The sequence below is a fragment of the Streptomyces sp. UF-297 genome (genome assembly GCF_058245575.1).
The window spans coordinates 20,864-43,239 of record NZ_JBSIBZ010000058.1; the positions used below are offsets into that span (position 1 = coordinate 20,864).

Annotated in this window: 24 protein-coding genes and 2 pseudogenes; 12 read left to right on the forward strand and 14 right to left on the reverse strand. The window is 71.1% G+C overall.

Features of this window, described 5'->3' with window-relative positions; genetic code table 11:
- Positions 1 to 14 precede the first annotated feature (14 nt).
- The 5 genes from AC4IJH_RS27915 to AC4IJH_RS27935 form a co-directional block, all read right to left on the reverse strand.
- A complete protein-coding gene (locus AC4IJH_RS27915) occupies positions 15 to 824 on the reverse strand; it encodes a polyprenol monophosphomannose synthase (RefSeq protein WP_490854681.1) in 810 nt (269 codons plus the stop codon).
- 257 nt (positions 825 to 1,081) lie between these two features.
- Positions 1,082 to 2,164: a mannose-1-phosphate guanylyltransferase gene (manB, locus tag AC4IJH_RS27920; protein WP_490854645.1), complete on the reverse strand. Its 1,083-nt coding sequence runs from the start codon at positions 2,162 to 2,164 to the stop codon at positions 1,082 to 1,084.
- 163 nt (positions 2,165 to 2,327) lie between these two features.
- Complete coding sequence (locus tag AC4IJH_RS27925; RefSeq protein ID WP_490854646.1) at positions 2,328 to 3,143, reverse strand: helix-turn-helix domain-containing protein; 816 nt, start codon at positions 3,141 to 3,143, stop codon at positions 2,328 to 2,330.
- 179 nt (positions 3,144 to 3,322) lie between these two features.
- Positions 3,323 to 3,862: a hypothetical protein gene (locus tag AC4IJH_RS27930; RefSeq protein WP_490854647.1), complete on the reverse strand. Its 540-nt coding sequence runs from the start codon at positions 3,860 to 3,862 to the stop codon at positions 3,323 to 3,325.
- 122 nt (positions 3,863 to 3,984) lie between these two features.
- Entirely contained in the window at positions 3,985 to 4,356 is a 372-nt protein-coding gene (locus tag AC4IJH_RS27935) for a hypothetical protein (protein ID WP_490854648.1), read from the reverse strand.
- A gap of 105 nt (positions 4,357 to 4,461) precedes the next feature.
- Here AC4IJH_RS27935 and AC4IJH_RS27940 point away from each other — a divergent pair, with 105 nt between their 5' ends.
- Together AC4IJH_RS27940 and AC4IJH_RS27945 are read left to right on the forward strand one after the other, a co-directional pair.
- Positions 4,462 to 5,274, forward strand: a complete 813-nt coding sequence (locus AC4IJH_RS27940; RefSeq protein ID WP_490854649.1) for a helix-turn-helix domain-containing protein — start codon at positions 4,462 to 4,464, stop codon at positions 5,272 to 5,274.
- Positions 5,271 to 5,456: pseudogene (locus AC4IJH_RS27945) on the forward strand (DUF397 domain-containing protein); the annotation flags it as partial. The gene AC4IJH_RS27940 and the pseudogene AC4IJH_RS27945, both read left to right, overlap by 4 nt.
- 15 nt (positions 5,457 to 5,471) lie before the next feature.
- On the opposite strand, the gene AC4IJH_RS27950 reads toward AC4IJH_RS27945, so the two are convergent.
- Positions 5,472 to 5,939 (reverse strand): nuclear transport factor 2 family protein, encoded by a 468-nt coding sequence (locus tag AC4IJH_RS27950; RefSeq protein WP_490854650.1) that lies wholly within the window; start codon positions 5,937 to 5,939, stop codon positions 5,472 to 5,474.
- Between the two features lie 98 nt (positions 5,940 to 6,037).
- Between AC4IJH_RS27950 and AC4IJH_RS27955 the strand changes: the two genes are divergently transcribed.
- From AC4IJH_RS27955 to AC4IJH_RS27965, 3 genes are all read left to right on the forward strand, one after another.
- On the forward strand, positions 6,038 to 6,331 hold the full coding sequence (locus AC4IJH_RS27955) for a hypothetical protein (protein ID WP_490854651.1): 294 nt from the start codon (positions 6,038 to 6,040) through the stop codon (positions 6,329 to 6,331).
- 72 nt (positions 6,332 to 6,403) lie between these two features.
- On the forward strand, positions 6,404 to 6,856 hold the full coding sequence (locus tag AC4IJH_RS27960; protein WP_490854652.1) for a hypothetical protein: 453 nt from the start codon (positions 6,404 to 6,406) through the stop codon (positions 6,854 to 6,856).
- Positions 6,857 to 6,874: 18 nt separating this feature from the next.
- Positions 6,875 to 7,516 (forward strand): DUF4232 domain-containing protein, encoded by a 642-nt coding sequence (locus AC4IJH_RS27965; RefSeq protein WP_490854682.1) that lies wholly within the window; start codon positions 6,875 to 6,877, stop codon positions 7,514 to 7,516.
- Here AC4IJH_RS27965 and AC4IJH_RS27970 read toward each other — a convergent pair.
- The gene (locus AC4IJH_RS27970) at positions 7,428 to 8,900 is read right to left on the reverse strand and encodes a condensation domain-containing protein (RefSeq protein ID WP_490854683.1); all 1,473 of its coding nucleotides are present in this window, start codon (positions 8,898 to 8,900) and stop codon (positions 7,428 to 7,430) included. The two genes, AC4IJH_RS27965 and AC4IJH_RS27970, sit on opposite strands and share 89 nt — an antisense overlap.
- Positions 8,901 to 9,036: 136 nt before the next feature.
- On the opposite strand from AC4IJH_RS27970, the gene AC4IJH_RS27975 reads away from it, so the two are divergent.
- Positions 9,037 to 10,017, forward strand: coding sequence for a TIGR03621 family F420-dependent LLM class oxidoreductase (locus AC4IJH_RS27975; RefSeq protein ID WP_490854653.1), 981 nt, complete (start codon positions 9,037 to 9,039; stop codon positions 10,015 to 10,017).
- Here AC4IJH_RS27975 and AC4IJH_RS27980 read toward each other — a convergent pair.
- The gene (locus AC4IJH_RS27980) at positions 10,005 to 10,886 is read right to left on the reverse strand and encodes a phosphotransferase family protein (protein ID WP_490854654.1); all 882 of its coding nucleotides are present in this window, start codon (positions 10,884 to 10,886) and stop codon (positions 10,005 to 10,007) included. The two genes, AC4IJH_RS27975 and AC4IJH_RS27980, sit on opposite strands and share 13 nt — an antisense overlap.
- Before the next feature lie 98 nt (positions 10,887 to 10,984).
- Positions 10,985 to 12,127 carry an NADH-quinone oxidoreductase subunit D gene (locus AC4IJH_RS27985; RefSeq protein WP_490854684.1) on the reverse strand — a complete coding sequence of 381 codons (1,143 nt, stop codon included), beginning with the start codon at positions 12,125 to 12,127 and terminating at the stop codon, positions 10,985 to 10,987.
- Positions 12,128 to 12,202: 75 nt separating this feature from the next.
- Between AC4IJH_RS27985 and AC4IJH_RS27990 the strand changes: the two genes are divergently transcribed.
- Both AC4IJH_RS27990 and AC4IJH_RS27995 read left to right on the forward strand, forming a co-directional pair.
- Positions 12,203 to 12,694, forward strand: a complete 492-nt coding sequence (locus tag AC4IJH_RS27990) for a PH domain-containing protein (RefSeq protein WP_490854655.1) — start codon at positions 12,203 to 12,205, stop codon at positions 12,692 to 12,694.
- A 44-nt stretch (positions 12,695 to 12,738) separates the two neighbouring features.
- Positions 12,739 to 14,109, forward strand: coding sequence for a PH domain-containing protein (locus AC4IJH_RS27995; RefSeq protein WP_490854656.1), 1,371 nt, complete (start codon positions 12,739 to 12,741; stop codon positions 14,107 to 14,109).
- A gap of 256 nt (positions 14,110 to 14,365) precedes the next feature.
- Here the strand turns inward: AC4IJH_RS27995 and AC4IJH_RS28000 are convergent.
- From AC4IJH_RS28000 to AC4IJH_RS28010, 3 genes and pseudogenes are all read right to left on the reverse strand, one after another.
- A pseudogene (locus tag AC4IJH_RS28000) lies at positions 14,366 to 15,053 on the reverse strand (nucleotidyl transferase AbiEii/AbiGii toxin family protein).
- Positions 15,050 to 15,421: a hypothetical protein gene (locus AC4IJH_RS28005; RefSeq protein WP_490854657.1), complete on the reverse strand. Its 372-nt coding sequence runs from the start codon at positions 15,419 to 15,421 to the stop codon at positions 15,050 to 15,052. Before AC4IJH_RS28005 ends, AC4IJH_RS28000 begins: the two are co-directional and overlap by 4 nt.
- A gap of 167 nt (positions 15,422 to 15,588) precedes the next feature.
- Positions 15,589 to 16,704, reverse strand: a complete 1,116-nt coding sequence (locus tag AC4IJH_RS28010) for an SAM-dependent methyltransferase (RefSeq protein ID WP_490854685.1) — start codon at positions 16,702 to 16,704, stop codon at positions 15,589 to 15,591.
- A 295-nt stretch (positions 16,705 to 16,999) separates the two neighbouring features.
- Here AC4IJH_RS28010 and AC4IJH_RS28015 point away from each other — a divergent pair, with 295 nt between their 5' ends.
- Positions 17,000 to 18,208 carry a sensor histidine kinase gene (locus tag AC4IJH_RS28015; protein WP_490854658.1) on the forward strand — a complete coding sequence of 403 codons (1,209 nt, stop codon included), beginning with the start codon at positions 17,000 to 17,002 and terminating at the stop codon, positions 18,206 to 18,208.
- A gap of 56 nt (positions 18,209 to 18,264) precedes the next feature.
- Positions 18,265 to 18,939, forward strand: coding sequence for a response regulator (locus AC4IJH_RS28020; RefSeq protein ID WP_490854659.1), 675 nt, complete (start codon positions 18,265 to 18,267; stop codon positions 18,937 to 18,939).
- A 10-nt stretch (positions 18,940 to 18,949) separates the two neighbouring features.
- Here AC4IJH_RS28020 and AC4IJH_RS28025 read toward each other — a convergent pair whose 3' ends face one another.
- Positions 18,950 to 20,068 (reverse strand): DUF5937 family protein, encoded by a 1,119-nt coding sequence (locus tag AC4IJH_RS28025; protein ID WP_490854660.1) that lies wholly within the window; start codon positions 20,066 to 20,068, stop codon positions 18,950 to 18,952.
- A 142-nt stretch (positions 20,069 to 20,210) separates the two neighbouring features.
- On the opposite strand from AC4IJH_RS28025, the gene AC4IJH_RS28030 reads away from it, so the two are divergent.
- Entirely contained in the window at positions 20,211 to 20,549 is a 339-nt protein-coding gene (locus tag AC4IJH_RS28030) for a hypothetical protein (protein ID WP_490854661.1), read from the forward strand.
- Between the two features lie 18 nt (positions 20,550 to 20,567).
- On the opposite strand, the gene AC4IJH_RS28035 is transcribed toward AC4IJH_RS28030, so the two are convergent.
- Positions 20,568 to 21,203: a Uma2 family endonuclease gene (locus AC4IJH_RS28035; protein ID WP_490854662.1), complete on the reverse strand. Its 636-nt coding sequence runs from the start codon at positions 21,201 to 21,203 to the stop codon at positions 20,568 to 20,570.
- Between the two features lie 189 nt (positions 21,204 to 21,392).
- Between AC4IJH_RS28035 and AC4IJH_RS28040 the strand changes: the two genes are divergently transcribed.
- Positions 21,393 to 22,373: a Rossmann-like and DUF2520 domain-containing protein gene (locus AC4IJH_RS28040; protein ID WP_490854663.1), complete on the forward strand. Its 981-nt coding sequence runs from the start codon at positions 21,393 to 21,395 to the stop codon at positions 22,371 to 22,373.
- Positions 22,374 to 22,376: the final 3 nt, after the last annotated feature.

A 22,376-nucleotide genomic window follows, 5' to 3' on the forward strand; every position in this document is an offset into this window, starting at 1 on the left:
AGCGGTCCGTGAGGTCAGCGGCGGGTGCGCCGGCTGGTGCGGGCGCGCAGCTTCCAGGGCATGACGGCGGATTCGAGCTGGACGGCGAAGCTCATCTTGGACTCGCCGACCGTGCGGTCCTCGAAGTGGATGGGGACCTCCATCACGTTCAGGCCCCGGCGCAGCGCGCGGTACTTCGTCTCGACCTGGAAGCTGTAGCCGGCGCTGTCGACCGTGCCCAGGTCGATGGCGTCGAGGGCGTCGGCGCGCCAGAGGTTGTAGCCGGCGGTGATGTCGCGGACGCGGGTGCCCAGGATCGTGCCCGCGTAGGTGTTGGCCCAGCGCGAGAGCAGCTTGCGGTGGGGCTTCCAGGCGTCGGAGAGCGTGCCGCCGGGGACGTACCGGCTGCCGATGACCAGGCTCGCGTCGGTGGACAGCGCGACGCCCAGCATCTCGGCGATCTTGCCGGCCGGGTGGCTGCCGTCGGCGTCCATCTGCAGCACGTACTCGGCGCCCTGCTCCACGGCCTGGCGCATCCCGGCCGCGTACGCCCGGCCCAGACCGTCCTTGGTCGTGCGGTGCAGTACGCGCATCCGCGGGCGCTCACCCTCGCGGTTGTAGCGCTCGGCCAGCGACTCGGCGAGCTGACCGGTGCCGTCGGGGCTGGAGTCGTCGACGACGAGCAGGCTCAGACCGGGCAGGCCCAGCCCCATCAGCGTCTCCACCATGCCGGGCAGGTTGCCCGCCTCGTTGTACGTCGGCATGACGACGGTGAGCGGGGTGTTCGCCCAGTCGCCGGGAATCCGGGGGGTGGGTATGCCGGAGGGCGCGGGGGGCTCGGAGATCTCGGCGGTCGGGGAGGGCACAGTCACGGGTCAGCCATTCACGGGGTCGGGATGTGAAGAACCGAGCGAAGTCGTCGGCGTCTGCGGGGTGTTCAGCGTGTTCGGGGTGTTCGAAACCTTCGGGAATTACGGGGGGTAGGTGACGTGCGGAGGGGGCGGAAGTACGCACGGCGCCGAGAATGCCGAGCGCACCGAAGGCGACGGGGCCGCAGCCGTCCCCGCCGCCACCGACACCACTGACACCTCCGTCACCGCACTCACCGGTCCGAGGAGAAGCGCACCGCGCCGTCCGCCAGTTCGGCCTCGCACCACACCCGGGCCCCCGCCCGGAGTTCGTTGTCGGCGCCGATGCGCGCGCCGTCGCCGACGACCACGTCGTGCAGCTGCGTACGCGTACCGACGCGCGCGCCCGCGCCGACCAGGCTGCCGCTGACGTACGTGTCCGGACCGATGTGGGCACCCTCCAGCACGATCGAGCCGCGCACGACCGCGCCCGCCTCGACCCGGGCCCCGGTACCCACGAAGGTGCCCTTGTCGATCTTGGCGCCTTCCTCGACCCGCGCTCCGGGCAGCAGCAGCGCCTCGCCGGGCGGGCCGGGGACGGCGGGGGAGGCGACGACGCCGCGCACCAGGTCGGCGGAGGCCTGGATGAAGTCGGCGGGCCGGCCCAGGTCCAGCCAGTACGTGTTCTCGACCTTGCCGTACAGGTGGGCGTCGGAGTCGAGCAGCGCGGGGAAGGTCTCGCGCTCGACCGAGACGGGCCGTCCGGCCGGGATGGTGTCGATCACCGAGCGGCGGAAGACGTAGCAACCCGCGTTGATCTGGTCGGTGACGATCTCCTCGGGCGTCTGCGGCTTCTCGGTGAAGGCCAGCACCCGCCCGTCCTCGTCCGTCGGCACCAGGCCGTACGCGCGCGGGTCGATCACCGGCACCAAGTGCAGGCTGACGTCGGCGTCGCGCCGCCGGTGGTCGTCGACCAGGCCACGGATGTCCAGGCCGGTGAGGATGTCGCCGTTGAAGACCAGGACCGGCTCGTCGGGGCCGCAGGCCAGCCGCTCGGCGGCGTTGCGGATGGCGCCGCCGGTGCCCAGCGGCTCGTCCTCGACCACGTACTCCAGGTGAACGCCGTACTCCGAGCCGTCACCGAAGTACGGCTCGAAGACCTCGGCCAGGTAGCACGTGGCCATCACGATGTGATCGACACCGGCCGCCGCGGCCCGCGCGATCTGGTGTGCCAGAAAGGGGACACCGGCGGCGGGCATCATCGGCTTGGGCGTATTGACCGTGGCCGGCCGCAGTCGGGTGCCTTGGCCACCGACCAGCAGAATCGCTTCCGTCATTTATCCCCCACTAGGAATAATCGGACCAAACTTACCTCATTCGCCTTAACCGTTGTGTGTTGTCCAATTCACATGGATTGCCGCGAACCGAGTGATGCGAATTGCCGTCTACTTGTCACGGCCTGGCCCGTGGACTCACCCATTCCTGTTCCTCTGGCCGCGGCTATCGACAGTCGCGGCACCGGCCCGGCGTCGGCGATCGGAAGACCCGGTCGCAGCCCGGGCATTCCTGGAAGGGGTCCGGGCGGGGTGGCGGGGGTGGTGGTGCCGGGGGCGTGGGGAGCGCTGGTGGCAGCCGGTGCGTGAGGCGGTGGGCGAGGAGCGCGGCCGGTCTGCGGATGATCCCGTCGGGGAGGTCGGCGGTGAGGGTGCGGATCACTTGCTGTGGTGGGACGTCGAGGGCCAGCCATGCGCTCGCGGCCGGGGCCAGCTGAGTGATCTCCCGTACGGAGAGCGTCAGTCGGGCGTCGGCGCGGCGCAGCCCGGAGAGAAGATCGGTGGCCGGAGAGCGCTCGGGAGGCGGGGCCGGTGGGCGGCGCGGTGGTCGTTCCGCTGGTCGCACAGGTTCATCCACAGGCTGTGGATGAACCTGTTGGTGTTCGCTGACTCTGCTCGCCGGGCACTCGAAGTACCTGGTTCGGGTGATGATGCGCTGCCCTGCCGTACGCACCTTGGTGCGCTCCAGGTAGCCCGCCGCCTCAAGTTCCTTCAGCGCCCCGGCGATTCGGTACTCGCTCTCCGGGAACCGCGCCGCCAGCGCCTTGATGCCCACCCTGGCCCCGTCAGGCAACGACTGGATGTGCACGGCGAGCCCGACGGCGGTGAGCGAGAGGGTGTCGTGCTGGGCCAGGTGATTGCCGACGACGGTGAAGTGGGTGTCGTGGCGGTGGCGTACGTGAGCGACGCCGGCGGGGGCCGGATGCGGTGACGGATTCCGGGGATGCGCGGACCTGCGCGCGCTAAACTGCGCTGAAGTCATCGGGAAGGTCTAGCTTCCTGTTGATCAGGCCCTCGGATCGGGATGCCAGTCCCACCGAGGGCCGTCGTATGTGCGGGTGACGTGGCGTGAACGTACCGCGTCCTATGGCGCATATGCGACCCCGTCACCCGATGTGCTGACAAAGGGAGTTGGAGGATTCCCAGGCGCGAAGCGCGCTGCTACGGACGGCCCGACCACATCGGCGAAACGTCGATGGACCAGACGTCGCCCGCCTGCCTGTCGTCGGGGTCGTCCGGGTCGTGACTGCAGTTCCCGCACGGGTCGGGATCCTCGATGACGTGGATGCGCGCGCCCGACTCCGGTACGCGGTAACGGTGCATGTCATCGGCCTGCTCATCGATCTCGACCGTGTGGCACAACGCCTCGATGGCTGCCCGAAGTTCGGTGAAGCGCACGCGCTGCGCGAAGGATCCGTACGCCTCCGCGAGGGGCGGCGGCACCATTGCCGGAAGGTCGCCGTGGAACAGCCGGTGGATCTTCACTCCGTAGCCGAAGCAGGACATTGCCCGCTGGCCCTCGGACTTCTGGGCAAAGTTGATTTCTACGAGTCCGTGGTCCCGACGCAGGAGGCCGCGGGACGGGACGTCCAGGCCGTCCGGCCCCAGCGCGTCGCGCCAGCTTTCGGGACTGGAGTCGATGCCTGCTCCGAGCACATCGCAGCGGGTGGCGACGTGCGCGTAGAAGTCCAGATCGGACATCCGCCCCTCACCCTCCCGCTCGCTGTGTTTGCTCGTGCCGTACGCGGCAAATCTAGCGGGCGCGGGCACGCGCGTACGTAGGGGGCGGGGGGGAAGGGTTGGGAAGTTCTTTCCCTGCGTACTTATGGGGTGTCGCGGGCGGCCGCGACGCGGGCCACCGGGTCGCGGTATTCGTGATCCGGCAGCCGCTCGCCGCGGGAGGCCGCGACGCGGAGGGCGTCGTGCAGGGACTCGGCGAGGCGGGCCGCCAGGAAGCGGAACTGGATGTCGGGCGTGCGGGAGCCGTGGAGCATGTGCCGGGCCCGCATCAGCAGCTCCTCGGCGACCGTGAGCTGCATCTCCTCCACCCGGTCCGCGAGCTCGGACACCGGCCCGACCCCGTCCGTACTCAGGTAACAGGGCGCACCGTCGGGCCGGGCCCAGGGCAGCAGGCGGGCGGCGGAGATCTTCGAAGCCGCTGAAGTCGCTGTTTCGGGTGGGGAGTTCACTGTCATGGCATCCACGGTGACAGCAGGTAGCTACTTTGTGGAGAAGTAACAGCGCTACGTGAACGTACTGCCCGGCGGGTGCGGTTCGCGTGCGGCAAGAGAGGGTGCGGCATGGCGCGTGAGACGGAACCGCCCGTAAGTCTGCAGATGTTCGGTGCTTTGGTGAAGTGTCTGCGGGACGGCAAGGGATGGACGCAGGTACGGCTGGGAAAGGCGCTCGGCTATTCCGAGGCCTGGGTAAGGAAGTTGGAGAGCGGCGGCCATAAGCCCGATCCCAAGCAGGTGGAATCCTTGGAGGGGGCGCTGGAGGCCGGCGGGGCGCTGCGGGCCCTGGCGAAGTTCTTGGCCCGGTCCGGCTTCCCGGAGTGGTTCGCGGAGTATCTGAACTTGGAGTCCGAGGCGGTGGTGCTCCAGTGCTACGACGCGTACGTACTGAAGGGGCTGTTGCAGACGGAGGCGTATGCGCGGGCCGTGTCCGACGCCCGGGTCCCGGCCGCGAGTCAGGAGGAGATCGAGGTGTGGATCCAGGCGCGGATGACGCGCAAGGCAATCTTCACTCGCACGCCGCTGCCCACTCTGGCGTTCATCATCGAGGCGTGGGTGCTCATGCGTTCCGTTGGCGGGCGAGCTGTGATGAAGGAGCAGCTGAGGTACCTGCTGGAGCTCTGCAGGCTTCCGAACGTCTCCGTTCAGGTCATGCCGATCGAGCGCGAGGCCCATGCGGGATTCGACGGGCCGATGACGCTGTTGGAGACCCCGGATCACCGCATCGCGGGATACATCGAGGCGCAGGAGAAGGGGCGGCTGATCACGAAGGCGGACGAGGTCAGTGTGCTGGTTCAGCGCTATGGCACACTGCGCAGCCAAGCGCTCTCGTGCACTGAATCTGCCTTCTTCATCGAGCAGTTGGAGAAAAAGCTATGACCCCTCAGCCGTCACCTTCGACACAACCCGCCGAGCTTCAGTGGTTCACGTCGAGCCACAGCGGAAGCGGGGGAACCGACTGCGTCGAGGTCGCCGTCTGCCCCGACGTCATACACATACGTGACTCCAAGGACCGTGCGCGGCCGGGGCTGGTCGTGGCGCCTGAGCGGTGGGCGGCGTTTACCGCCTATGTCGCCTCAGGGGGAGGAGAGTTCCGGCGGGAGGACCGGGGGCTTGCCCTGAGTCCAGGTGATGTGGAGGTCGGCGCGGAGGAGGCGCCAGCCGTTGGGGGTGCGGATGAGTTCGTTGTCGGTGTGGCCGGCGGAGAGGAAGAGTTCGCCTTCAGTGGCGAGGACGTGGGTGCTGAGCTGGTTGCCGCGGAGGGTGGCGTGGTCGCCGTCGATCTCGATGATGTAGTTCGAGCCGAAGTGGACGGTGCGGTCGAAGAGCTGCATGGCCGTGCGGATGGTGTGCAGGACGGCGTTGCGACCCCGTACCAGCCCGGCGGGGGTTGCCGTGCTCGCGTCCTCCGTGAAGAAGGACGCGGCCCAGGCCTCGTCGAAGTTCCGGTCATCCAGGGAGCGCAGGTAGCGGTCGAAGAGGTCGGTGATCTCGGTGCGGTCGGTGAGGGCCTGGATCTCGGTGTGCAGCGCGTCGATGTCCATGCAGAGATCTTGATACTTCAAGTGGGGTGGAGGTCAAGGGGTGGCGGGAGGGTGTGGTGAGAATGTGGGGCCGTGCCTTCCGGTAGCGTCCCCAGGTCATGACGCCGATACCGTCCTCGTTTACCTTCGTCCGCCATCTCGATGGGCTCGTCTACCACTTCGTGCGCGACGGAGAGCGGCACGGGCGACCCGCATACCGTCGTGTCGACGGGCAGGTGTGGTGCGTCTGGGATCCGGGGGATGGCTGGCGATGTGAGGGGAGCGATGGTGTCGCCAACAGCCGTCCGCTGCACGGCGGCGATGGTGACGACCTCGCCCCGCCCGCTACTACCTGGCGCAGTTTCAAGGCGGATCGCTCCTATCTCTACGAGCTCCGTTATGAAGTGGATTGAGAGCGGCAGTGCGTTCCGGTGGCGTTTCACCGTCGTGAATGGGGCGGTAGGCCGGCGATCTAGGCTGGGCCGATGGCGGGGAATGGTGTGAGAGCGCGTTGGGGTGGGTTGTCGGTCGGCGTGCGGTGGGTGCTGGCGGTGTTCGTGGTCGGGTTTGCGCAGGGGGCCTGCGCGCATGTGATTGATCTGGTGCGGGGCGGGGTTCATGTTTATGCGGACTTCGGGCCGTGGCCGTTGCAGGCGTTCTTCGTCGCGTTGGTCGTGCTCGATCCGTTGGTTGTGGTGTTGGTGGTGCTTGTGCGGCGGATTGGGGTGTGGTTGGCGGGTGGGGTGATGGTGCTGGATGTGGTGGGGAATTGGTATGCCAACTGGGGGTGGTTGAGGGAGGACCCGGCGTGGCTGTTGCGGCCGGTGGGGCTGTTGCCGATCACGTTGTTCGGGGTGTTTGTGGTGTGTGCGTCGGTGGTGTTGTTGAGGGGGAGGGAGATGGGGGTTGGTGGTCGTACGGTGTGTAAGGCCGGGTGACATGATCTTTCGGTGGACATGACGTATGCCGGGGGTGCCGGAGATGTGAAGCGGGCCTCGCGGGGCGGTGCTCGGCGGTCCGTACGGCTGCTGGGTTGCGCGCTGGCGCTGGCGGGGCTGATGGGGGCTGCCGCGTGCAGTGGGGAGAGCGCCGCGCCCGAGGCGAAGGGGACGCCCAGTGCCTCGCCGTCCCGTACGGCGCCGGCCTGCCCCGCCTCCGGGGTAAAGGTGAAGGGACTGGGGGTCAGTGCCGCCACGGGGGCGCGGGGGATGGGGATCGCGCTCGTCAACTGCGGCTCGCGGCCGTACCAGGTGAACGGATACCCCGGGCTGCGGGTGCTCGACGAGAGCAAGAAGGCGGTTCAGGCCAAGGCCAAGGTCAAGGTCCAGAAGGGGACGACGTCGATCAAGGACGCGGGGCCTCGGGCGATCACGCTGCAGCCGGGGGAGGAGGCCAAGGCCGGGGTGTTCTGGCGCAACACCGTGGACCGGGTCGATGTCGCGGCCACCAACGGCGCGTATCTGGAGGTCATTCCGGCGCCGGGGCAGGAGCCGCAGGCCGTCAAGGAACTCATCGATATTGGTACGACCGGGAAGCTGGAGGTGACTGCCTGGGAGAAGGCAGCGCCACCGCCGAAGGGCGAGAAGGGGCAGCAGTAGGGGAGTTCTTGCGGGCCACCGAGGTGATGAGTTCCCGCAGTTGTTCGACGTACTGCCGCATGTTCTTGTACGCGATGTCGGTGTCCGGATAGCGGCAGGCGAATTGCAGGCCTTCGTGGAGCCGGTTGATCCATACGCATACTTGGTCGCCGTACGAGACCCGGATCAGGCCGTATGCCTTCAGGTCCTGCCATCGTTCCGAGCCCGGAATGCCGCGCGCGTCGACGAAGGAGACGATCGAGTACAGGTCCGGGGATGTGGGGCGGAAGTCGGCGCCGAGGAGGCGGAGTACGCGGGCGAGGGGCATGCGGGAGAGCGGCCGGTTCTCGCGCAGTGCGGACCGAACCAGCTTCAATGCGTGGTCGAAGTCCCTTGCCTGGCCCACCGGAATCTCGATCGGCGCGCCGCCCACGTACCAGCCCACCGATTCCGACCACTGGGATTTCGTCCTCGTGTGGAACGGTACGACGGTGCGGTACACCTGCTGCCCGCTGATCTCATGGACGATGAGCGCGGTGGCCGCGAGAATGCCGATCAGGCTTCCGCCGTGCGGGCGGCAGTACGCCTCGAAGGCCGCCGCGTCCGCGTCGTCCACGAGCATCTCGTGCATCAACTTCTGGGTGGGCAGCGGGCCTTCGGGATCGAGGCCGAGATCGACGGGGAAGTTCGGCAGTTTCCCGTCGCACCGGCCGATGAATTCCCGCCAGCGCGCGACGATCGTGTGCGTGTCGTCGATCCCGTCGGCGTGCGTGCGCTCGCTCGCGCAGAAATCGACGTAGCTGGCGGCCGGTGCCATGTCCGCCGCTCTGCCTTCGCGGCCCGCGGCGTAGAGTTCATGGATTTCGGCGGGGATGCGCTGGATCGAGGTCGAATCGACGTTGCTGTGGTCGAAGGCCATGTAGACGCTGGTGCCGTCGTCCCTGACGACCGCGGTGTAGAGGAAGTTCGGCCAGGTGAGCGCGTCCGCCGCGGTGTCGAAGCGGTCCTGCAGATACCGGGTCAGCGTCGTCGCGTCGGCGAAGTCGCCGGAGTCCTCGCGGTGCAGTACGACGGCGTCGGCGTCCAGCGTGAAGCGCCGCATTGTGTCGCCGGACCAGCTGAAACCACTGCGCAGCGTCTCGTGCCGAAGTGTCCAGGCGCGCAACGCGTCCTGGAGGACGTCGAGTTCGACCTCGCCGGGAAGATCGAAAGCCGTGCCGAGCCAAGTCGGTACGAACAGGCCCGCCTGGCGCACCGATCGCGCCGTGCGGATATGGGCCTCCTGTACGTACGCGGGCGGGCGGGAATCCTCCGGCAAGCCGGCTGCGGCCTTAACGGTCGTCGGATGCAGCGTCCATTCCACGAGGCGTCCGGGCCGGATCTCGCAGCGCTGGATATCGGTCATTCGCACGGGGCTCTCCGTTCGCATGCCCTGGGGACGGGGACCGCAAAGGGGGCGGGCAGGGGATCAACGATCGGATGATCTGAAAGAAACGCCGAAGCCGCGCGAGGGCGGATGGGCCGGTGGCAGCATCGGCGGCATGGCCACCACCTTCGGCAGCACTTTCCGGTTCTCCACCAACATCTTCGGGATCGCCTCGCGCGGTGCCTTCACCGAGCAGGTGCGCCGTGCCGAACGGCTTGGCTACGACACGGTGTTCAGCGCCGACCACCTGGGAATGCCCGCCCCGTTCAGCACGCTGGTCGCGGCGGCGTACGCGACCGAGCGCATCAAGGTCGGCACGCTCGTGATCAACGCGCCGTTCTGGAACCCGTCCCTGCTCGCCCGCGAGATCGCCACCGCCGACGTCCTCACCGACGGCCGCCTCGAAATAGGCCTCGGCTCCGGGCACATGAAGTGGGAGTTCGACGCGGCGGGCATCGGCTGGGAGCCGTTCGGCGCGCGGGCGGACCGGCTGAGCGCGACGATCGGCGAGCTGCGGCGGCAGTTCGCCGAGGAGGGGACGGTCGGATACGAACAGCAAGCCGCACTGCGGGAGTTGGGCGTGTCGGCGCTCGGGCCCGTACAGCGCACCGGCTTCGGAGGGTACGGGCCGCCGCTGATCGTCGGCGGCACCGGCGACCGCGTGCTGAAGATCGCCGCCGAGCACGCCGACATCGTCAGCATCGCCGGCGCCTACCAGATCAAGGGACAGCCGCCGGGCACCATGCGGTTCGGTACGGCGGCCGAGGCGGACGAGCGGGTGCGGTACGCGTGCGAGTGCGCGGGGGAGCGGGCCGGGCGCATCGAGTGGCACGCCCTGACTCAGATGGTGCTGGTCACCGACGACCGCCGGGCCACCGCGCGGCAGCTCCTGGAGAAGTACGGACCGCTGGCCACCGTCGACGAACTCCTGGGCTCCCCCTTCGCGTTGATCGGCACGGTGGAGGAAATGGCCGAGCAGCTGCTGCGCAACCGGGAGCGGTACGGCTTCACGTACTACACCGTCCACGCGCCGTACATGGACGCCTTCGCGCCGGTGATGGAGCGGGTGCGGGCCATGGACGGTCACAGCGGATAGCCGACGCCCTCCCAGGCGCGGGCGTGCTGGGCGCGCAGCAGGGGCAGCGGGCTGTCGTCCGTTCCGTGCAGCCGGTCGGCGAGGCGGACGAGGGTGTCGTAGCGGGCCAGGTGGAGGGCGCGGAGGAAGGCGGACGGCGGGTATCCGGCCGCCAGCGTCACGCGCTGGGCCGCCGCCGCGCCCACCGAGATGACCAGGCCCGCGATGTCCTCGGCGGGGTCGCCGAGCGCCGCGTCGGCCCAGTCCAGTACGCCGCCGACGCGCCCCTCGCCGGTCACCATCAGGTGCTCGCCCTTGAGGTCGTTGTGGAGGAGGACGGGGGTGGTGGGGAGCCTGAGGAGGTGGTCCGGCGGGCTCATCACCGGGGCCGTACCCAGGAGTTGGGCGGCGCCGGCGGCCGCGCGGTGCAGGACGGCCAGGTCGCGCGGCGGCTGCGCGGGCAGGCCGAGCGCGGTGGCCTCGGCCGTGGGGACGGAGCGCAGGCCGGTCAGGAGCGCTGTCAGGTCGCGTTCGCCGGGCGTGGTGACCGGGCGCCGTTCGGCGGAGATACCGGCGAGGCGGGTGTCCAGGGTGAAGGTGCACCCGCTGTCCTCGCAGGCGCCCCCGCCGCCCCACTCGCCCCGCGCGACGCTCACCGGTACAGCCACGGCGAGGCGCTCGCGCAGCATCTCGCGCAGGGCGATCTCGCGGCCCTGCCGTACGGAGGCGTCGCGGTCGAGGGCGAGGCGCATGACGTAGCGGATGCCGATCCACCAGGTGGAGTGCTCGCCGCCCTCGTCGGCGGGGCGGACGCCGGGGACGGGGGAGCCGGGGAGCGCGGCGCGGACCAGGCGTTCGACGAGATCGGCGGTGGGGAGGGGGTGCGGCATCCCGCGAGCGTGCCAGCCGCCCCGGCGATCGGCCAGCGAAATTCCGACCGCTGCACGCGTGCCCTACTGGTCGCCCCTAAGGGCCCTGCTGGCCACCCCTATTTGTCGATGTCCCCCACCACGAAGAACAGCGACCCCAGGATCGCCACCATGTCCGCGACCAGCGTCCCGGGCAGCAGCTCGGTCAGTGCCTGGATGTTGTTGTACGACGCCGAGCGGAGCTTGAGGCGGTACGGGGTCTTCTCGCCCTTGGAGACCAGGTAGTAGCCGTTGATGCCGAGGGGGTTCTCGGTCCAGGCGTACGTCGCGCCCTCCGGGGCCTTCAACACCTTCGGCAGCCGCTGGTTGATCGGACCCGGGGCCAGCTCGGCCATCCGGTCCAGGCAGGCGTCGGCCAGCTCCAGGGAGTTGTGGGTCTGCTCCAGCAGGCACTCGAAGCGGGCCAGGCAGTCGCCGTCGGTGCGGGTCACGACCTTCAGGACGTCCTGGAGGTCGCCGTACGCCAGATACGGCTCGTCGCGGCGCAGGTCGAAGTCGACGCCGGAGGCGCGGGCGATGGGACCGGAGACGCCGTAGGCGTGCACGGCCTCGGGGGAGAGCACGCCGACCCCGCGCGTACGGCCGCGGAAGATCTCGTTGCCCAGGACCAGGCGGTCGTAGACGTCCATCCGGGAGCGGACCTCGGCGACGGCGTGCCGGGCGCGGCCGAGCCAGCCGGCCGGGAGGTCCTCTTTGAGGCCGCCGACGCGGTTGAACATGTAGTGCATCCGGCCGCCGGAGACCTCCTCCATGACGTTCTGCAGCTCTTCGCGCTCGCGGAAGGCGTGGAAGACCGGAGTGATTCCGCCGAGTTCGAGCGGATACGAGCCAAGGAACATCAGATGGTTCAGGACGCGGTTCAGCTCGGCCAGGAGCGTACGGGTCCACACCGCGCGCTCGGGGACCTCCATCCCCAGCATCCGCTCGACGCCCATCACCACGCCCAGCTCGTTGGAGAAGGCCGACAGCCAGTCGTGGCGGTTGGCGAGCATGATGATCTGGCGGTAGTCGCGCGCTTCGAAGAGCTTCTCGGCGCCGCGGTGCATATAGCCGATCACGGGCTCGGCGTGCTGGACGCGCTCGCCGTCCAGGACCAGGCGCAGCCGCAGCACGCCGTGCGTGGAGGGGTGCTGCGGTCCGATGTTGAGCACCATGTCGGTGCTCTCGGCCGCCCCGCCGACGCCGACCGTCGTCTCCCGCACCGTCTGGGTCGTGTCCGTCATGGGAGACAGTCTCGCAGCACGGGTGCCCGCCCGGCGCCTGCCTAGGGTGGAGGAATGCGCGAAGGAAACACGGACGTGGGCATATCGGCCGAGTGGCGAGGGGTGCCGAGGGCGCTGCTGCGGATGCGGCGGCTGCTGCTCGTGGTGGGCCTGGTGCCGCTCGCCGTGGTGGTGGCGGGGCTGCTGGGGTGGCTGGTGAGCCCGGCCCTGGCGGCTCTGGGGGTGCTCCCGCTGCTGCTGGCGGCCTGGTGCTGGCGGGTTCTGGAGCGCAACTGGCGGTCCTGGCGGTACGCGGAGCGCGCGGACGACCTGCTGATCAGCCGGGGTGTGCTGTGGCGCGAGCTGACCGTGGTGCCCTACGGGCGGATGCAGCTGGTGGAGGTCACCTCCGGGCCGCTGGAGCGGCACTTCGGGCTGGCGACGGTGCAGCTGCGCACCGCGGCGGCGGCCAGCGACGCCCGTATCCCGGGGCTGGAGCCGGCGGAGGCGGCCCGGCTGCGGGACCGGCTGACCGAGCTGGGCGAGGCCCGGTCGGCGGGGCTGTGAGCGCGATGGAGAACGCGAGGGAGAAGGAGACGCAGACAGCGAGCGTGGCCGAGCCCTCTGCCGCGGGCGCGCTGCGCGGGGGCGAGCGGCGGCTGCACCCCGTCACCCCGCTGCGCAGGGCCTGGGCGCCGCTGGCGGGCGTCGTCTTCCTGCTCAAGCAGGACTGGGCCTGGGAGTGGCTGTCCGAGCTGGATCTGCAGTGGCTGGTGGCGGGGGGTGTGCTGATCCTGCTGGCCTCGGCCGCGTACGGCATCCAGTCCTGGCGCTGTACGTACTACGAGCTCACCGACACCGAACTGCGCATCCGCAGCGGCCTGTTCTTCCGCCGCACCGCGCACATCCGGCTCGCGCGCCTGCAGGCCGTGGAGATCGCCGAGCCGCTGCTGGCCCGGCTGGTGGGCGTCGCCAAGCTCAAGCTGGACGTGATCGGCACGGAGGACAAGGACGAGCTGGCCTATCTGAGCAAGCCGAAGGCGCGGGCGCTGCGCGCCGAACTGCTCGCGCTGGCCGCCGGGTTCACCCCCGAGGCCGCGCAGGAGGCCGACGAGGCGCCGGTGCGCGAACTGGCGGGCGTGGACCCCAAGCGGCTGGCGGCCGCGGTGCTGCTGGACGGCTCGGTGGCGTGGACGCTGATCGGCGCCACGATGGCCAGTGCGGCCATGGTGTGGGCGCTGGACAGCCTCTGGGCGGTGCTCGCCGCGGTGGTCGGCGGGCTCGGCATGGTCTGGGCGACGACCGGCGGCCGGTACATGGGCGAGTACGACTGGACGGTCGGCGAGTCCCCTGACGGGCTGCGGCTGGACCACGGGCTGCTGGACCGCAAGCACGAGACGGTGCCGCCGGGGCGGGTGCAGTGCGTACGGATCGTGCGCCCGCTGCTGTGGCGGCTGGCGCGCAAGGACTGGGTGCGCGTCGAGATCGACGTCGCGGGCGCGGACAACCATCTGCTGATCCCGGTGGCAGGCCCTGAGGTGGCGCAGCGGGTGGTCTCCTGCATCCTGCCGGGCACGGACCTGGCGCGGGTGTGGGCACAGCTGAGCACGGCCCCGCGGCGGGCGCGGTGGCGGACCCCGGTGCGCTGGCGCGGCTACGCCTGGGCGGCCCAGGAGGAGGTCTTCGCGGCGACGCGGGGCCGCTTCACCCGGATCCTGTCGCTGGTACCGCACGCCAAGGTGCAGAGCGTGCGCTGCGAACAGGGGCCGTGGCAGCGCCTGTTGAACCTGGCCGACGTATCGGTCGATACGGGGGCGAACACCACGGTCCGCGCCCGGCTGCGGCCGGCCGACGAGGCCCACCAGATCGTCACCGACCAGGCAGAACGCTCGCGGACGGGCCGCCGGGGGGGCGCTTCCGGACCGGTGGATGAGTGGAGCGGGGCACTGAGACGGGGCCCGTCGTGTGGCGGATCGCCGTGAACTCGGAACCCCTCTGCGTGGCCGGACGAAGCCGGTTGGAGCAGACGACAGACGGAAGAAGGCGGTGACGGGGCGCTGAGATGCGGCTGACAAGACCGCTCGAACCGGTTGGCGAGCATGCCGTACAGGAGGGTGTCAGCCCATTCGCCGGTGCTGATGTTCAAGGTGAACTCGGGGCGTCGGTCTTCGCGGCGGAAGTCGACGCGTTCCAGCAGTCAGGCCGAAGGCACGAGCAGGCGTGTCCGCGGAGACGGGCCTACGCGTCGGGGACGTCTCCGTCGGGGACGTCCCCGCCGGGGTACAGCCGGGTGTCCAAGTCGGTGGCCCAGGCCAGTGCCCACGTGCGCAGTTCGGCGATCTGGTCGTCGGTGAGGCCGTAGTCGGTGAAGTCCTGGTCGTCCCACCATTCGGCGCCGGCGAGGCGGTCGCGCAGGTCGTGGAGGCTGAACTCGAAGCGGGCGTGGCGGCGGCCGAGGGTTTCGAGGTCGGCGGTGGTGCGGCGGCGGGAGGCGGCGTGGACGTCGATGAGGTCACGGACCGCGCCGCGGTCGGCCAGGGCCCGGACCTCGGTGCCGATCACGTCGTCGAGGGCGAGGACCGGGCCGTGCTCGGTGGTGGCGGGCGGGGCCCAGAACGCTTCTTTGAGGATGTCGACTTCGCACTCGTCGCCGGTGTTCGAGTCGGTGGCGATGAGCCGACCGGACAGGGGGCTGGTCTCGACGTGGCGGATGCCCCAGCCGCGCTGCGCGAGGCCGTTGCTGACCGTGCGGACGATCTCGTCCATGGGGGCGGGATTCTCGGTGGCCACGTCGAGGTCCTGGCTCAGGCGGTTGACCAGCCCCGGGGGCCTGCACGGCGTAGCCGCCGGTGATCACCAGAGGGTAGGGCGTGCCGATGGCGAGCACGTCGGCCAGCAGCCGGCGGTGCAGGTCGGTGAGGTTCACGCGGCCGTCGCGGTCCCGGCAGCGGCGGCGAGTTCGGGGAAGGCGTCTTCCCACACGTCCCGGATCGGTCGGCTGATCAGTCTCCGCAGCACCGGCCACTGCCCGATCAGCAGTTCCCGGTTCAGGAAGGTCTCCAGGTCCTGGCGTTGCCCCTCGGCGAGGACCGTGCGGTACAGGCCCATCCGGGAGCGCGGCTGCTCCACGTCATAGGACCGGCGTCCCGACCAGACCACGTGCAGTGGCAGGTCGACCGTGCCGTGGGTAGGGCCGGCCAGGTCCTCCAGGCGCCTGGGCAGCCGCTGGGCGTACTGCGCGCACAGCAGCTCGAACGCGTTCGCCACCGGGAACCGCGAGGACGTCAGAGCCATGCCTCGATTATGGCGTGCCGCACTGCGCCAGGACACCGGGCGGGGAGCGGCTCTTGTGGAGCGCACCGTACCGTGCTGCGGCGGTGGTGGCCCGGACTTCTCAGCTGACGCTGACGGTCGCCTCGGCTGTCAGGAACCCTCGCCTCACCGCGCTCCCCCGCGGAGCGCTACGCCTCCAGCAACCCCTCGCACCCCACCCCCACCGGCTGCACAAGCCACGTGAAGCCCCCCAGCCCCGCCGGATCGGTCAGCTCGGCGGCCTGGCCCGCCCGGCTCAGGGCGCGTACGTATCCGGCCGGGTCGCTGGAGGCCAGGGCGAGCGGCGGGCGGCGGCCGTCCACGCCCAGCTCGTGCAGCGCGGCGCGCTGGGTGAGCAGGGCCGAGCGGGGGCCCGCGCAGGCGTCCAGCGCGACATGGGCGGTGATGTCGCAGGAGCCGTCCGGTACGGGCCGCACCTCGCGGCCGTCGCGGAAGCCGGTGAGGGTGCCGTAGGGCGGACGGTTGCCGCGGTGGTGCGCGTAGTCGGCGGTGACGGCCAGACCGGCGCGCAGCGTTCGCACCGCCCGGGACCAGGCGGCGTCGCGCGGCCGGCCGATCTCGGCGCGGCGGCCCGGCTCGGCGGGCAGCGGCCACCAGCGCGCCAGCCAGGCCGCGTCCTCGCCGCGGACCGGGGTGCCCAGCCGCTCGCTGCCGTCGGGGGCGACCAGGACGTAGTGCGGCCCGCCGCCCGGGCCGCACTCGGCGATCTCCACGGGGACGTTGTCCAGCCACTCGTTGGCGAAGAGCAGGCCGGTGAGGGAGCCGGGCTCGGGGAGCTCGGAGAGCCAGGCCACGCGGGGGTCCAGGCCCTCGGGCCGGGGGGCGCGTTCGATGGCGTACGGGCGCAGGCGGGCGCGTACGGAATCGGGGTGTGCGCTCCCTTGTGCGCCGGGCGCAGCGGGCACGTCCGTGAGCGGGTCCGGGAGCGGCTCGGGCAGCGAGTCCGGCAGCGCCCGGTGGCGCGCGTCGGCCAGCGCGTCCAGTACGGCTGTCAGCAGTTCGGCGCGGCCCGCGCCCACGTCCACCAGAGCGAGTTCGGCGGGGTGCCCCAGCGCCTCGTCGACCCGCAGCAGGAGGGTGGCGACGGCGCGCGCGAACAGGGGGGAGGCGTGCACGGAGGTGCGGAAGTGGCCCGCGGGGCCCGGGCCCTGGGCGCGGGAGTAGAAGCCGCCGGGGCCGTACAGGGCCTGCTCGGTCGCCTCCCGCCAGCCGCGCCACGGCCCCGCCTCCCGGCGCGCGCCCACCCCTGTGCCCGCCTGCCGCACGCCGTTCGCCGCGCCCGCCTCCTGCGCGCTGCCCTTCGCGTCCTGCTCGTCCTGCTCGTCCTTCGCGTCCTGCTCGTGCTTCGCTTGCTTCTCGTTCTTCTCGCCCGTCCGGCCCACTCGGCCCACCGTCTCGTCGCTCACCTCGTTCGTCACCGCCACACGGTACGGCGCATGGCGGAGGAACCGGTTCTCCACCTTGGGGAGTACGCCCGGCGCACAGGATCGCCCGTCCGGTTGACCCGTACACCTATACGCCCTGCCTACGCTGGGTTACGTGCAGCGCCTCTACGACTTCTTCCGCAGACACCCGACAGGAGTGGACACCTTCTGGGCCGTCCTCCTGCTGGGTTTCAGCTGCCTGATGTTCGTCTCGCCCGCGCCTGGCACCGCCCGTCAAGTGGCGCTGACCGCGCTCAGCGTCGTCGGCATGTGCACCGTCTTTGCCCTGCGCCGCAAGTGGCCCCAGCAGATGCTGCTGCTGACGATCGCGATCGGCCTCGCGAAGCTCGCTCTCCACGTCCCGACCACCCCGGCGGACTTCACCGTCCTCGTCATCATCTACACCGCCGCCTCCGGCACCACCCGCTGGGCCTCCCGCGTCGCGCTGCTGCTCGCCTTCGCCGCACCCACGCTCTCCTTCGCGCGCGGGGGGCTCGGCGGCAACTCGGGCATACCCCTGTGGCAGCGCCTCTTCCTCGCGTCCCTGTTCGTCGTGCCCTTCGTCCTGGCCTGGGTGCTCGGCGACTCCGTCCGTACCCGCCGGGCCTACTGGGCGCAGCTGGAGGAGAAGGCCGCGCGGCTGGAGAAGGAGCGCGAGGCCCAGTCGAGGATCGCGGTGGCGGCCGAGCGGGCCCGTATCGCCCGCGAACTGCACGACGTGGTCGCGCACAACGTGTCCGTGATGGTCGTGCAGGCCGACGGCGCCGCGTACGTCATGGACGCCGCGCCCGACCAGGCCAAGCAGGCACTGGAGGCGATCTCCGGGACGGGCCGCCAGGCGCTCGCCGAGATGCGCAGACTCCTTGGCGTGCTGCGCTCCGGAGACCAGCCCGAGGGCGGGGAGTACGTCCCCCAGCCCGGCGTCGAGCAGCTCAGCGACCTCATCGACCAGGTGCGCGGGGCCGGGCTGCCGGTGGACTTCCGGGTGGAGGGCGAGCCGCGCCCGCTGCCCAGCAGCGTCGAGCTGACCGCGTACCGCATCGTGCAGGAAGCGCTGACCAACACCCGCAAGCACGGCGGCCCCGACGTGGGCGCCACCGTCCGGCTCTCCTACCGCGACGACAGCCTCGACCTCCTCGCCGAGGACGACGGCCGCGGCGCGCAGCACGAGCTGTACGAGGAGGGCGGCGCCGACGGCCTGGGGCACGGCCTGATCGGCATGCGCGAGCGGGTGGGGATGGTCGGCGGCAGCCTGGCGGCGGGGCCGCGGCCCGGCGGAGGCTTCCGTATCAGCGCCTCGCTCCCGCTCAAATTGGCCCGGTGAGGCCGGACCCGCCCGGCCCTACCCTGTACTCCCACCGCTGAAGGGAACCTCCTGCCATGACCATCCGCGTGATGCTCGTCGACGACCAGGTGCTGCTGCGCACCGGCTTCCGGATGGTGCTGGCCGCACAGCCCGACATGGAGGTGGTGGCCGAGGCGGGCGACGGCGTACAGGCCCTGGAGGCGCTGCGGTCCACCCGGGTCGATGTGATCCTCATGGACGTGCGGATGCCCCACCTGGACGGCGTGGAGACCACCCGCCGTATCTGCGAGGGCGGCCAGAAGGAGGGCGCGCCCAAGGTCCTCATCCTGACCACCTTCGACCTGGACGAGTACGCCTTCTCCGCCCTGAAGGCCGGGGCCAGCGGCTTCATGCTGAAAGACGTGCCGCCCAGCGAACTGCTGGCCGCCATCCGCGCCGTCCACAGCGGCGACGCGGTCGTGGCGCCCTCCACCACCCGCCGCCTGCTGGACCGCTTCACCCCCATGCTGCCCAGCTCCGGCGCCCAGTCCGGCCGCCCGGAGCTGGAGCGGCTCACCGACCGCGAGCGCGAGGTGCTGCTGCTGGTCGCCCAGGGCCTGTCCAACGGCGAGATCGCGGCGCGGCTGGTCCTCTCGGAGGCCACCGTCAAGACCCACGTGGGCCGCATCCTCACCAAGCTGGGCCTGCGCGACCGCGTCCAGGCGGTGGTCCTGGCGTACGAGACCGGGCTGGTACGCGCCGGGGGCTGACGCCCCCGCTTCAGCGCAGCACCCCCTCGATGAAGTCGCTCCCCAGCCGCGCCACCACCTGAAGATCCAGCTGGTGCAGGACATAGCGCCCGCGGCGCCGCGTCTGGATCAGGCCCGCCTTCTTCAGGATCGCCAGGTGGCGGGAGACCTCGGGCGAGCTGATGCCGTGCGCGTTGGCCAGTTCGCCGGTGGTGTGCGCGGTACGCGCCAGGTTGCGGCAGATGCGGATGCGCATCGGGTGGGCCACCGCCTCCAGCCGGCTCTGCAGCATCTCCAGCGTGAACGGCTTGGACAGTTCGGGCGCGGCCACCGGGTAGTGGATCACCGGCCGCCAGCCCGGCGCGTGCAGCACCATCAGATGCGGCCAGCCGAAGGAGGACGGGACCAGGGTCACGCCCGCGCCGACGGCCGGGTCCATGGCCGTGGTGTGCCCGTGGGTCAGCTTGTCCGCGACGATGCGCTCGCGCTCCTCGTCCAGCGCGATCGCCGAGGAGACCTCCGCCAGCGCCTCGGCCAGGCCCTTGCGGCGCAGCACCTCCGTCTTGTGCCGGGCGTCCGCGGCCAGTTGGACCCCCACCCGCTTCCACACATCGGCGAAGAACGCCTCCTGGCAGTCCTCCAGGAGGCGGCGTATCCAGGCGCGTACGCCGGGCGGGTCCGCCAGCAGCCGCCGGGCGAACTCCGCCTGGCGCGGGCCGCGTGCCGTCGCCCGCTCCAGGGCCTGCTCGCGCGCGGTGGCGTCCACCAGCGGCGAGGGCCCGCCCTCGCAGTAGGAGCTGGCGCAGGAGATCTCCAGCGCGGCGGCGACGTAGAGCTCGTCCTCCAGCTTGTCCAGCAGGTCCAGGTCCTCGGCGAGGGTGGCGCCCGGCTGGCCCTGGGTGAGGGGGAGCGCGGCGAAGGCCAGCGTGATGTCGGAGATCGCCGAACTCCACAGGAAGGAGGCCTCGTGCAGCCGGTCGGCCAGGCACGGCTTGAGGGCCGCGGCGGTCGCGGTGGTCCAGCCGTGCAGTCCGGGGTGGTGGGCGGGTTCGGCCAGCGCGTGCAGGGCCATGCCCAGTTCGGACAGCGGAGAGGGGCTGAAGACGATGCGCTCCTGCGGCAGCCCCGCGATGTCGATCCACACACTCATGCCTGTCCCCGATCCCCTGTCGGCGCGCGGCGCGCCCTCCTGGATCCCATCATGCGGGCCCCCGCGACCTGCGGCGACGTCATTTGACGGCTCTCGTCAAACGATGCGCGGCCGACCGCGGGACCGGCGCAGTCTGATTCCCATGAACGCATCGCAACAGCACCTGCTCGACACCTACTTCGCCGCCCGCAGGGGAGAGGCGGCGCCCCCGGCGCCGGACGACCTGCGGGCCGTCCGGGAGATCCGCACCTGGCGCCGCTTCCAGGCCGTGGTCACCGACCCGTCCCACCGCCCCTCGGCCCGCGCCCGTGAGGCCGTACGCCACTACGCCCGGGCCCTGCGCCGCGTACTGGCGGGACAGCCCGCGGCCCCCTCGGCCCCGAGCCGCATCGTGGCCGGATCGGGGCACCAGCACCGGGCCGCTCACGGCGCCGGGTCCGCGGCGACGCCCGAGCGCGCCCGTCCGGCCCGGTGCTGCTGACGCCGCCCTCGGGGCTGCCTACTGGCGCGGCCTACTGGCCCGTGCTTGGTCCACCCGGGCCTTGACTGGTGCGGTGTCGAGTTCGAATCCGACCGGATCGGGCAGCGCGACGGTCTCGCCGAATGCGACGGTGTGGCGCCGCTGATACGAGCCTTCATGGGGGGCGCTGAAGACGGTGACCTCCTCCGTCCCCCGGTCGATGAGCAGGAAGACCGGGATGCCGGTTTCCGCGTACGCGCGCGGCTTGTCGATGCGATCACGTTGGTTGGTGTCGCGATCGGGCGAAGTGACCTCGACCGTCATCAACGTCCCATCGGGGCTGACCCATTCGCCCTCGTCATTGCGGGCAACGAAGTGGCCCACAGGGGCAAGGGTGCCGTCCGGGCGCGCGCGACCCTGCCGGTAGGTCTCGATCTTCAGGCCCTGATTGGTATGGAGGTCCAGCTCGGGACGGTACTGAATGCACTGGCGCACCAGCCACATGACGATCGCCTCGTGCACCGAGTCCGGCACGTCCTTGCCCCCCACATCGCCGTTGATGAACTCCATCCGCACGCCCTCCCCCTCGCGATCGGCTATGGCCGCGAGGGTTTCGAACAGCTCGATGTCCATCTGGGCGGGCCCGGCGCTCGGCCGGTCGTGCAGTGCGCTCACGGCATGCCTCCTAGTGCCTGAGGACTTTCAGGCTAGCCCCGGCCACTGACATCCGGCAGTGGATCAGCCGCCGATCACCGGCCCGATCACCGGCCCAGTCACGGGCCGCGGCCCCCCGAAGCCACTCGCGTAGCATGGCGATGAATCGTCCGGTACCCCCCGCGGACTGGAACGGAAGGCCATCGCCGCGTGAACCAGAACCCACCCATCGAGGCCCAGGACCGCCCCGCCCGGCTCAGTGTCGGCGTCGTCGGCGCGGGCCGTGTGGGCCCCGCCCTCGCCGCGTCGCTGCGGCTGGCCGGGCACCGTCCGGTGGCCGTGTCCGGAGTCTCCGACGCCTCGGTGCGCCGGGCCGCCGCCCTGCTGCCCGACGTGCCCCTGCTGCCGCCCGCGCAGGTGCTCCAGCGCGCCGACCTGGTGCTGCTGACCGTGCCCGACGACGCCCTGCCGGGGCTGGTGACCGGCCTCGCCGAGACCGGCGCGGTGCGCCCCGGGCAGCTGCTGGTGCACACCTCGGGACGCTTCGGTACGGCCGTGCTGGACCCGGCGACCCGGGCCGGTGCGCTCCCGCTCGCCCTGCACCCCGCGATGACCTTCACCGGCACCCCGGTGGACGTCCAGCGGCTGGCCGGCTGTTCCTTCGGCGTCACCGCGCCCGAGGAGCTGCGGATGGCGGCCGAGGCGCTGGTCATCGAGATGGGCGGGGAGCCCGAGTGGATCGCGGAGGCCGCCCGTCCGCTCTACCACGCGGCCCTGGCGATCGGCTCCAACCACCTGGTCACGCTCGTCGCCCAGTCCATGGAGCTGCTGCGCGAGGCCGGGGTCGAGGCCCCCGACCGGATGCTGGGCCCGCTGCTGGGCGCCGCCCTGGACAACGCGCTGCGCTCCGGCGACGCCGCCCTGACCGGCCCGGTCGCGCGCGGCGACGCGGGCACGGTCGCCGCCCACGTCGCCGAGCTGCGCAAGCACGCGCCGCAGACGGTGGCCGGCTACCTCGCCATGGCCCGTACGACCGCGGACCGCGCGCTGGCCCACGGATTGCTCAAGCCCGAACTGGCCGAGGACCTGCTCGGCGTACTGGCCGACGTCTCCCAGCGGGCCGGGGGCTCCGACGGCAATGGCGGAACGGGTAATTCCGGTAACTCGGGCCCCCAGGGAGGCTCCCGATGAACG

Excerpts from the sequence above, each read along its gene's own strand:
- manB (WP_490854645.1), bottom strand. The coding sequence starts at position 2,164 with ATGACGGAAGCGATTCTGCTGGTCGGTGGCCAAGGCACCCGACTGCGG.
- AC4IJH_RS27925 (WP_490854646.1), bottom strand. The coding sequence starts at position 3,143 with ATGACTTCAGCGCAGTTTAGCGCGCGCAGGTCCGCGCATCCCCGGAAT.
- AC4IJH_RS27930 (WP_490854647.1), bottom strand. The coding sequence starts at position 3,862 with ATGTCCGATCTGGACTTCTACGCGCACGTCGCCACCCGCTGCGATGTG.
- AC4IJH_RS27935 (WP_490854648.1), bottom strand. The coding sequence starts at position 4,356 with ATGACAGTGAACTCCCCACCCGAAACAGCGACTTCAGCGGCTTCGAAG.
- AC4IJH_RS27940 (WP_490854649.1), top strand. The coding sequence starts at position 4,462 with ATGGCGCGTGAGACGGAACCGCCCGTAAGTCTGCAGATGTTCGGTGCT.
- AC4IJH_RS27950 (WP_490854650.1), bottom strand. The coding sequence starts at position 5,939 with ATGGACATCGACGCGCTGCACACCGAGATCCAGGCCCTCACCGACCGC.
- AC4IJH_RS27955 (WP_490854651.1), top strand. The coding sequence starts at position 6,038 with ATGACGCCGATACCGTCCTCGTTTACCTTCGTCCGCCATCTCGATGGG.
- AC4IJH_RS27960 (WP_490854652.1), top strand. The coding sequence starts at position 6,404 with ATGGCGGGGAATGGTGTGAGAGCGCGTTGGGGTGGGTTGTCGGTCGGC.
- AC4IJH_RS27965 (WP_490854682.1), top strand. The coding sequence starts at position 6,875 with ATGACGTATGCCGGGGGTGCCGGAGATGTGAAGCGGGCCTCGCGGGGC.
- AC4IJH_RS27970 (WP_490854683.1), bottom strand. The coding sequence starts at position 8,900 with ATGACCGATATCCAGCGCTGCGAGATCCGGCCCGGACGCCTCGTGGAA.
- AC4IJH_RS27975 (WP_490854653.1), top strand. The coding sequence starts at position 9,037 with ATGGCCACCACCTTCGGCAGCACTTTCCGGTTCTCCACCAACATCTTC.
- AC4IJH_RS27980 (WP_490854654.1), bottom strand. The coding sequence starts at position 10,886 with ATGCCGCACCCCCTCCCCACCGCCGATCTCGTCGAACGCCTGGTCCGC.
- AC4IJH_RS27990 (WP_490854655.1), top strand. The coding sequence starts at position 12,203 with ATGCGCGAAGGAAACACGGACGTGGGCATATCGGCCGAGTGGCGAGGG.
- AC4IJH_RS28005 (WP_490854657.1), bottom strand. The coding sequence starts at position 15,421 with ATGGCTCTGACGTCCTCGCGGTTCCCGGTGGCGAACGCGTTCGAGCTG.
- AC4IJH_RS28020 (WP_490854659.1), top strand. The coding sequence starts at position 18,265 with ATGACCATCCGCGTGATGCTCGTCGACGACCAGGTGCTGCTGCGCACC.
- AC4IJH_RS28025 (WP_490854660.1), bottom strand. The coding sequence starts at position 20,068 with ATGAGTGTGTGGATCGACATCGCGGGGCTGCCGCAGGAGCGCATCGTC.
- AC4IJH_RS28030 (WP_490854661.1), top strand. The coding sequence starts at position 20,211 with ATGAACGCATCGCAACAGCACCTGCTCGACACCTACTTCGCCGCCCGC.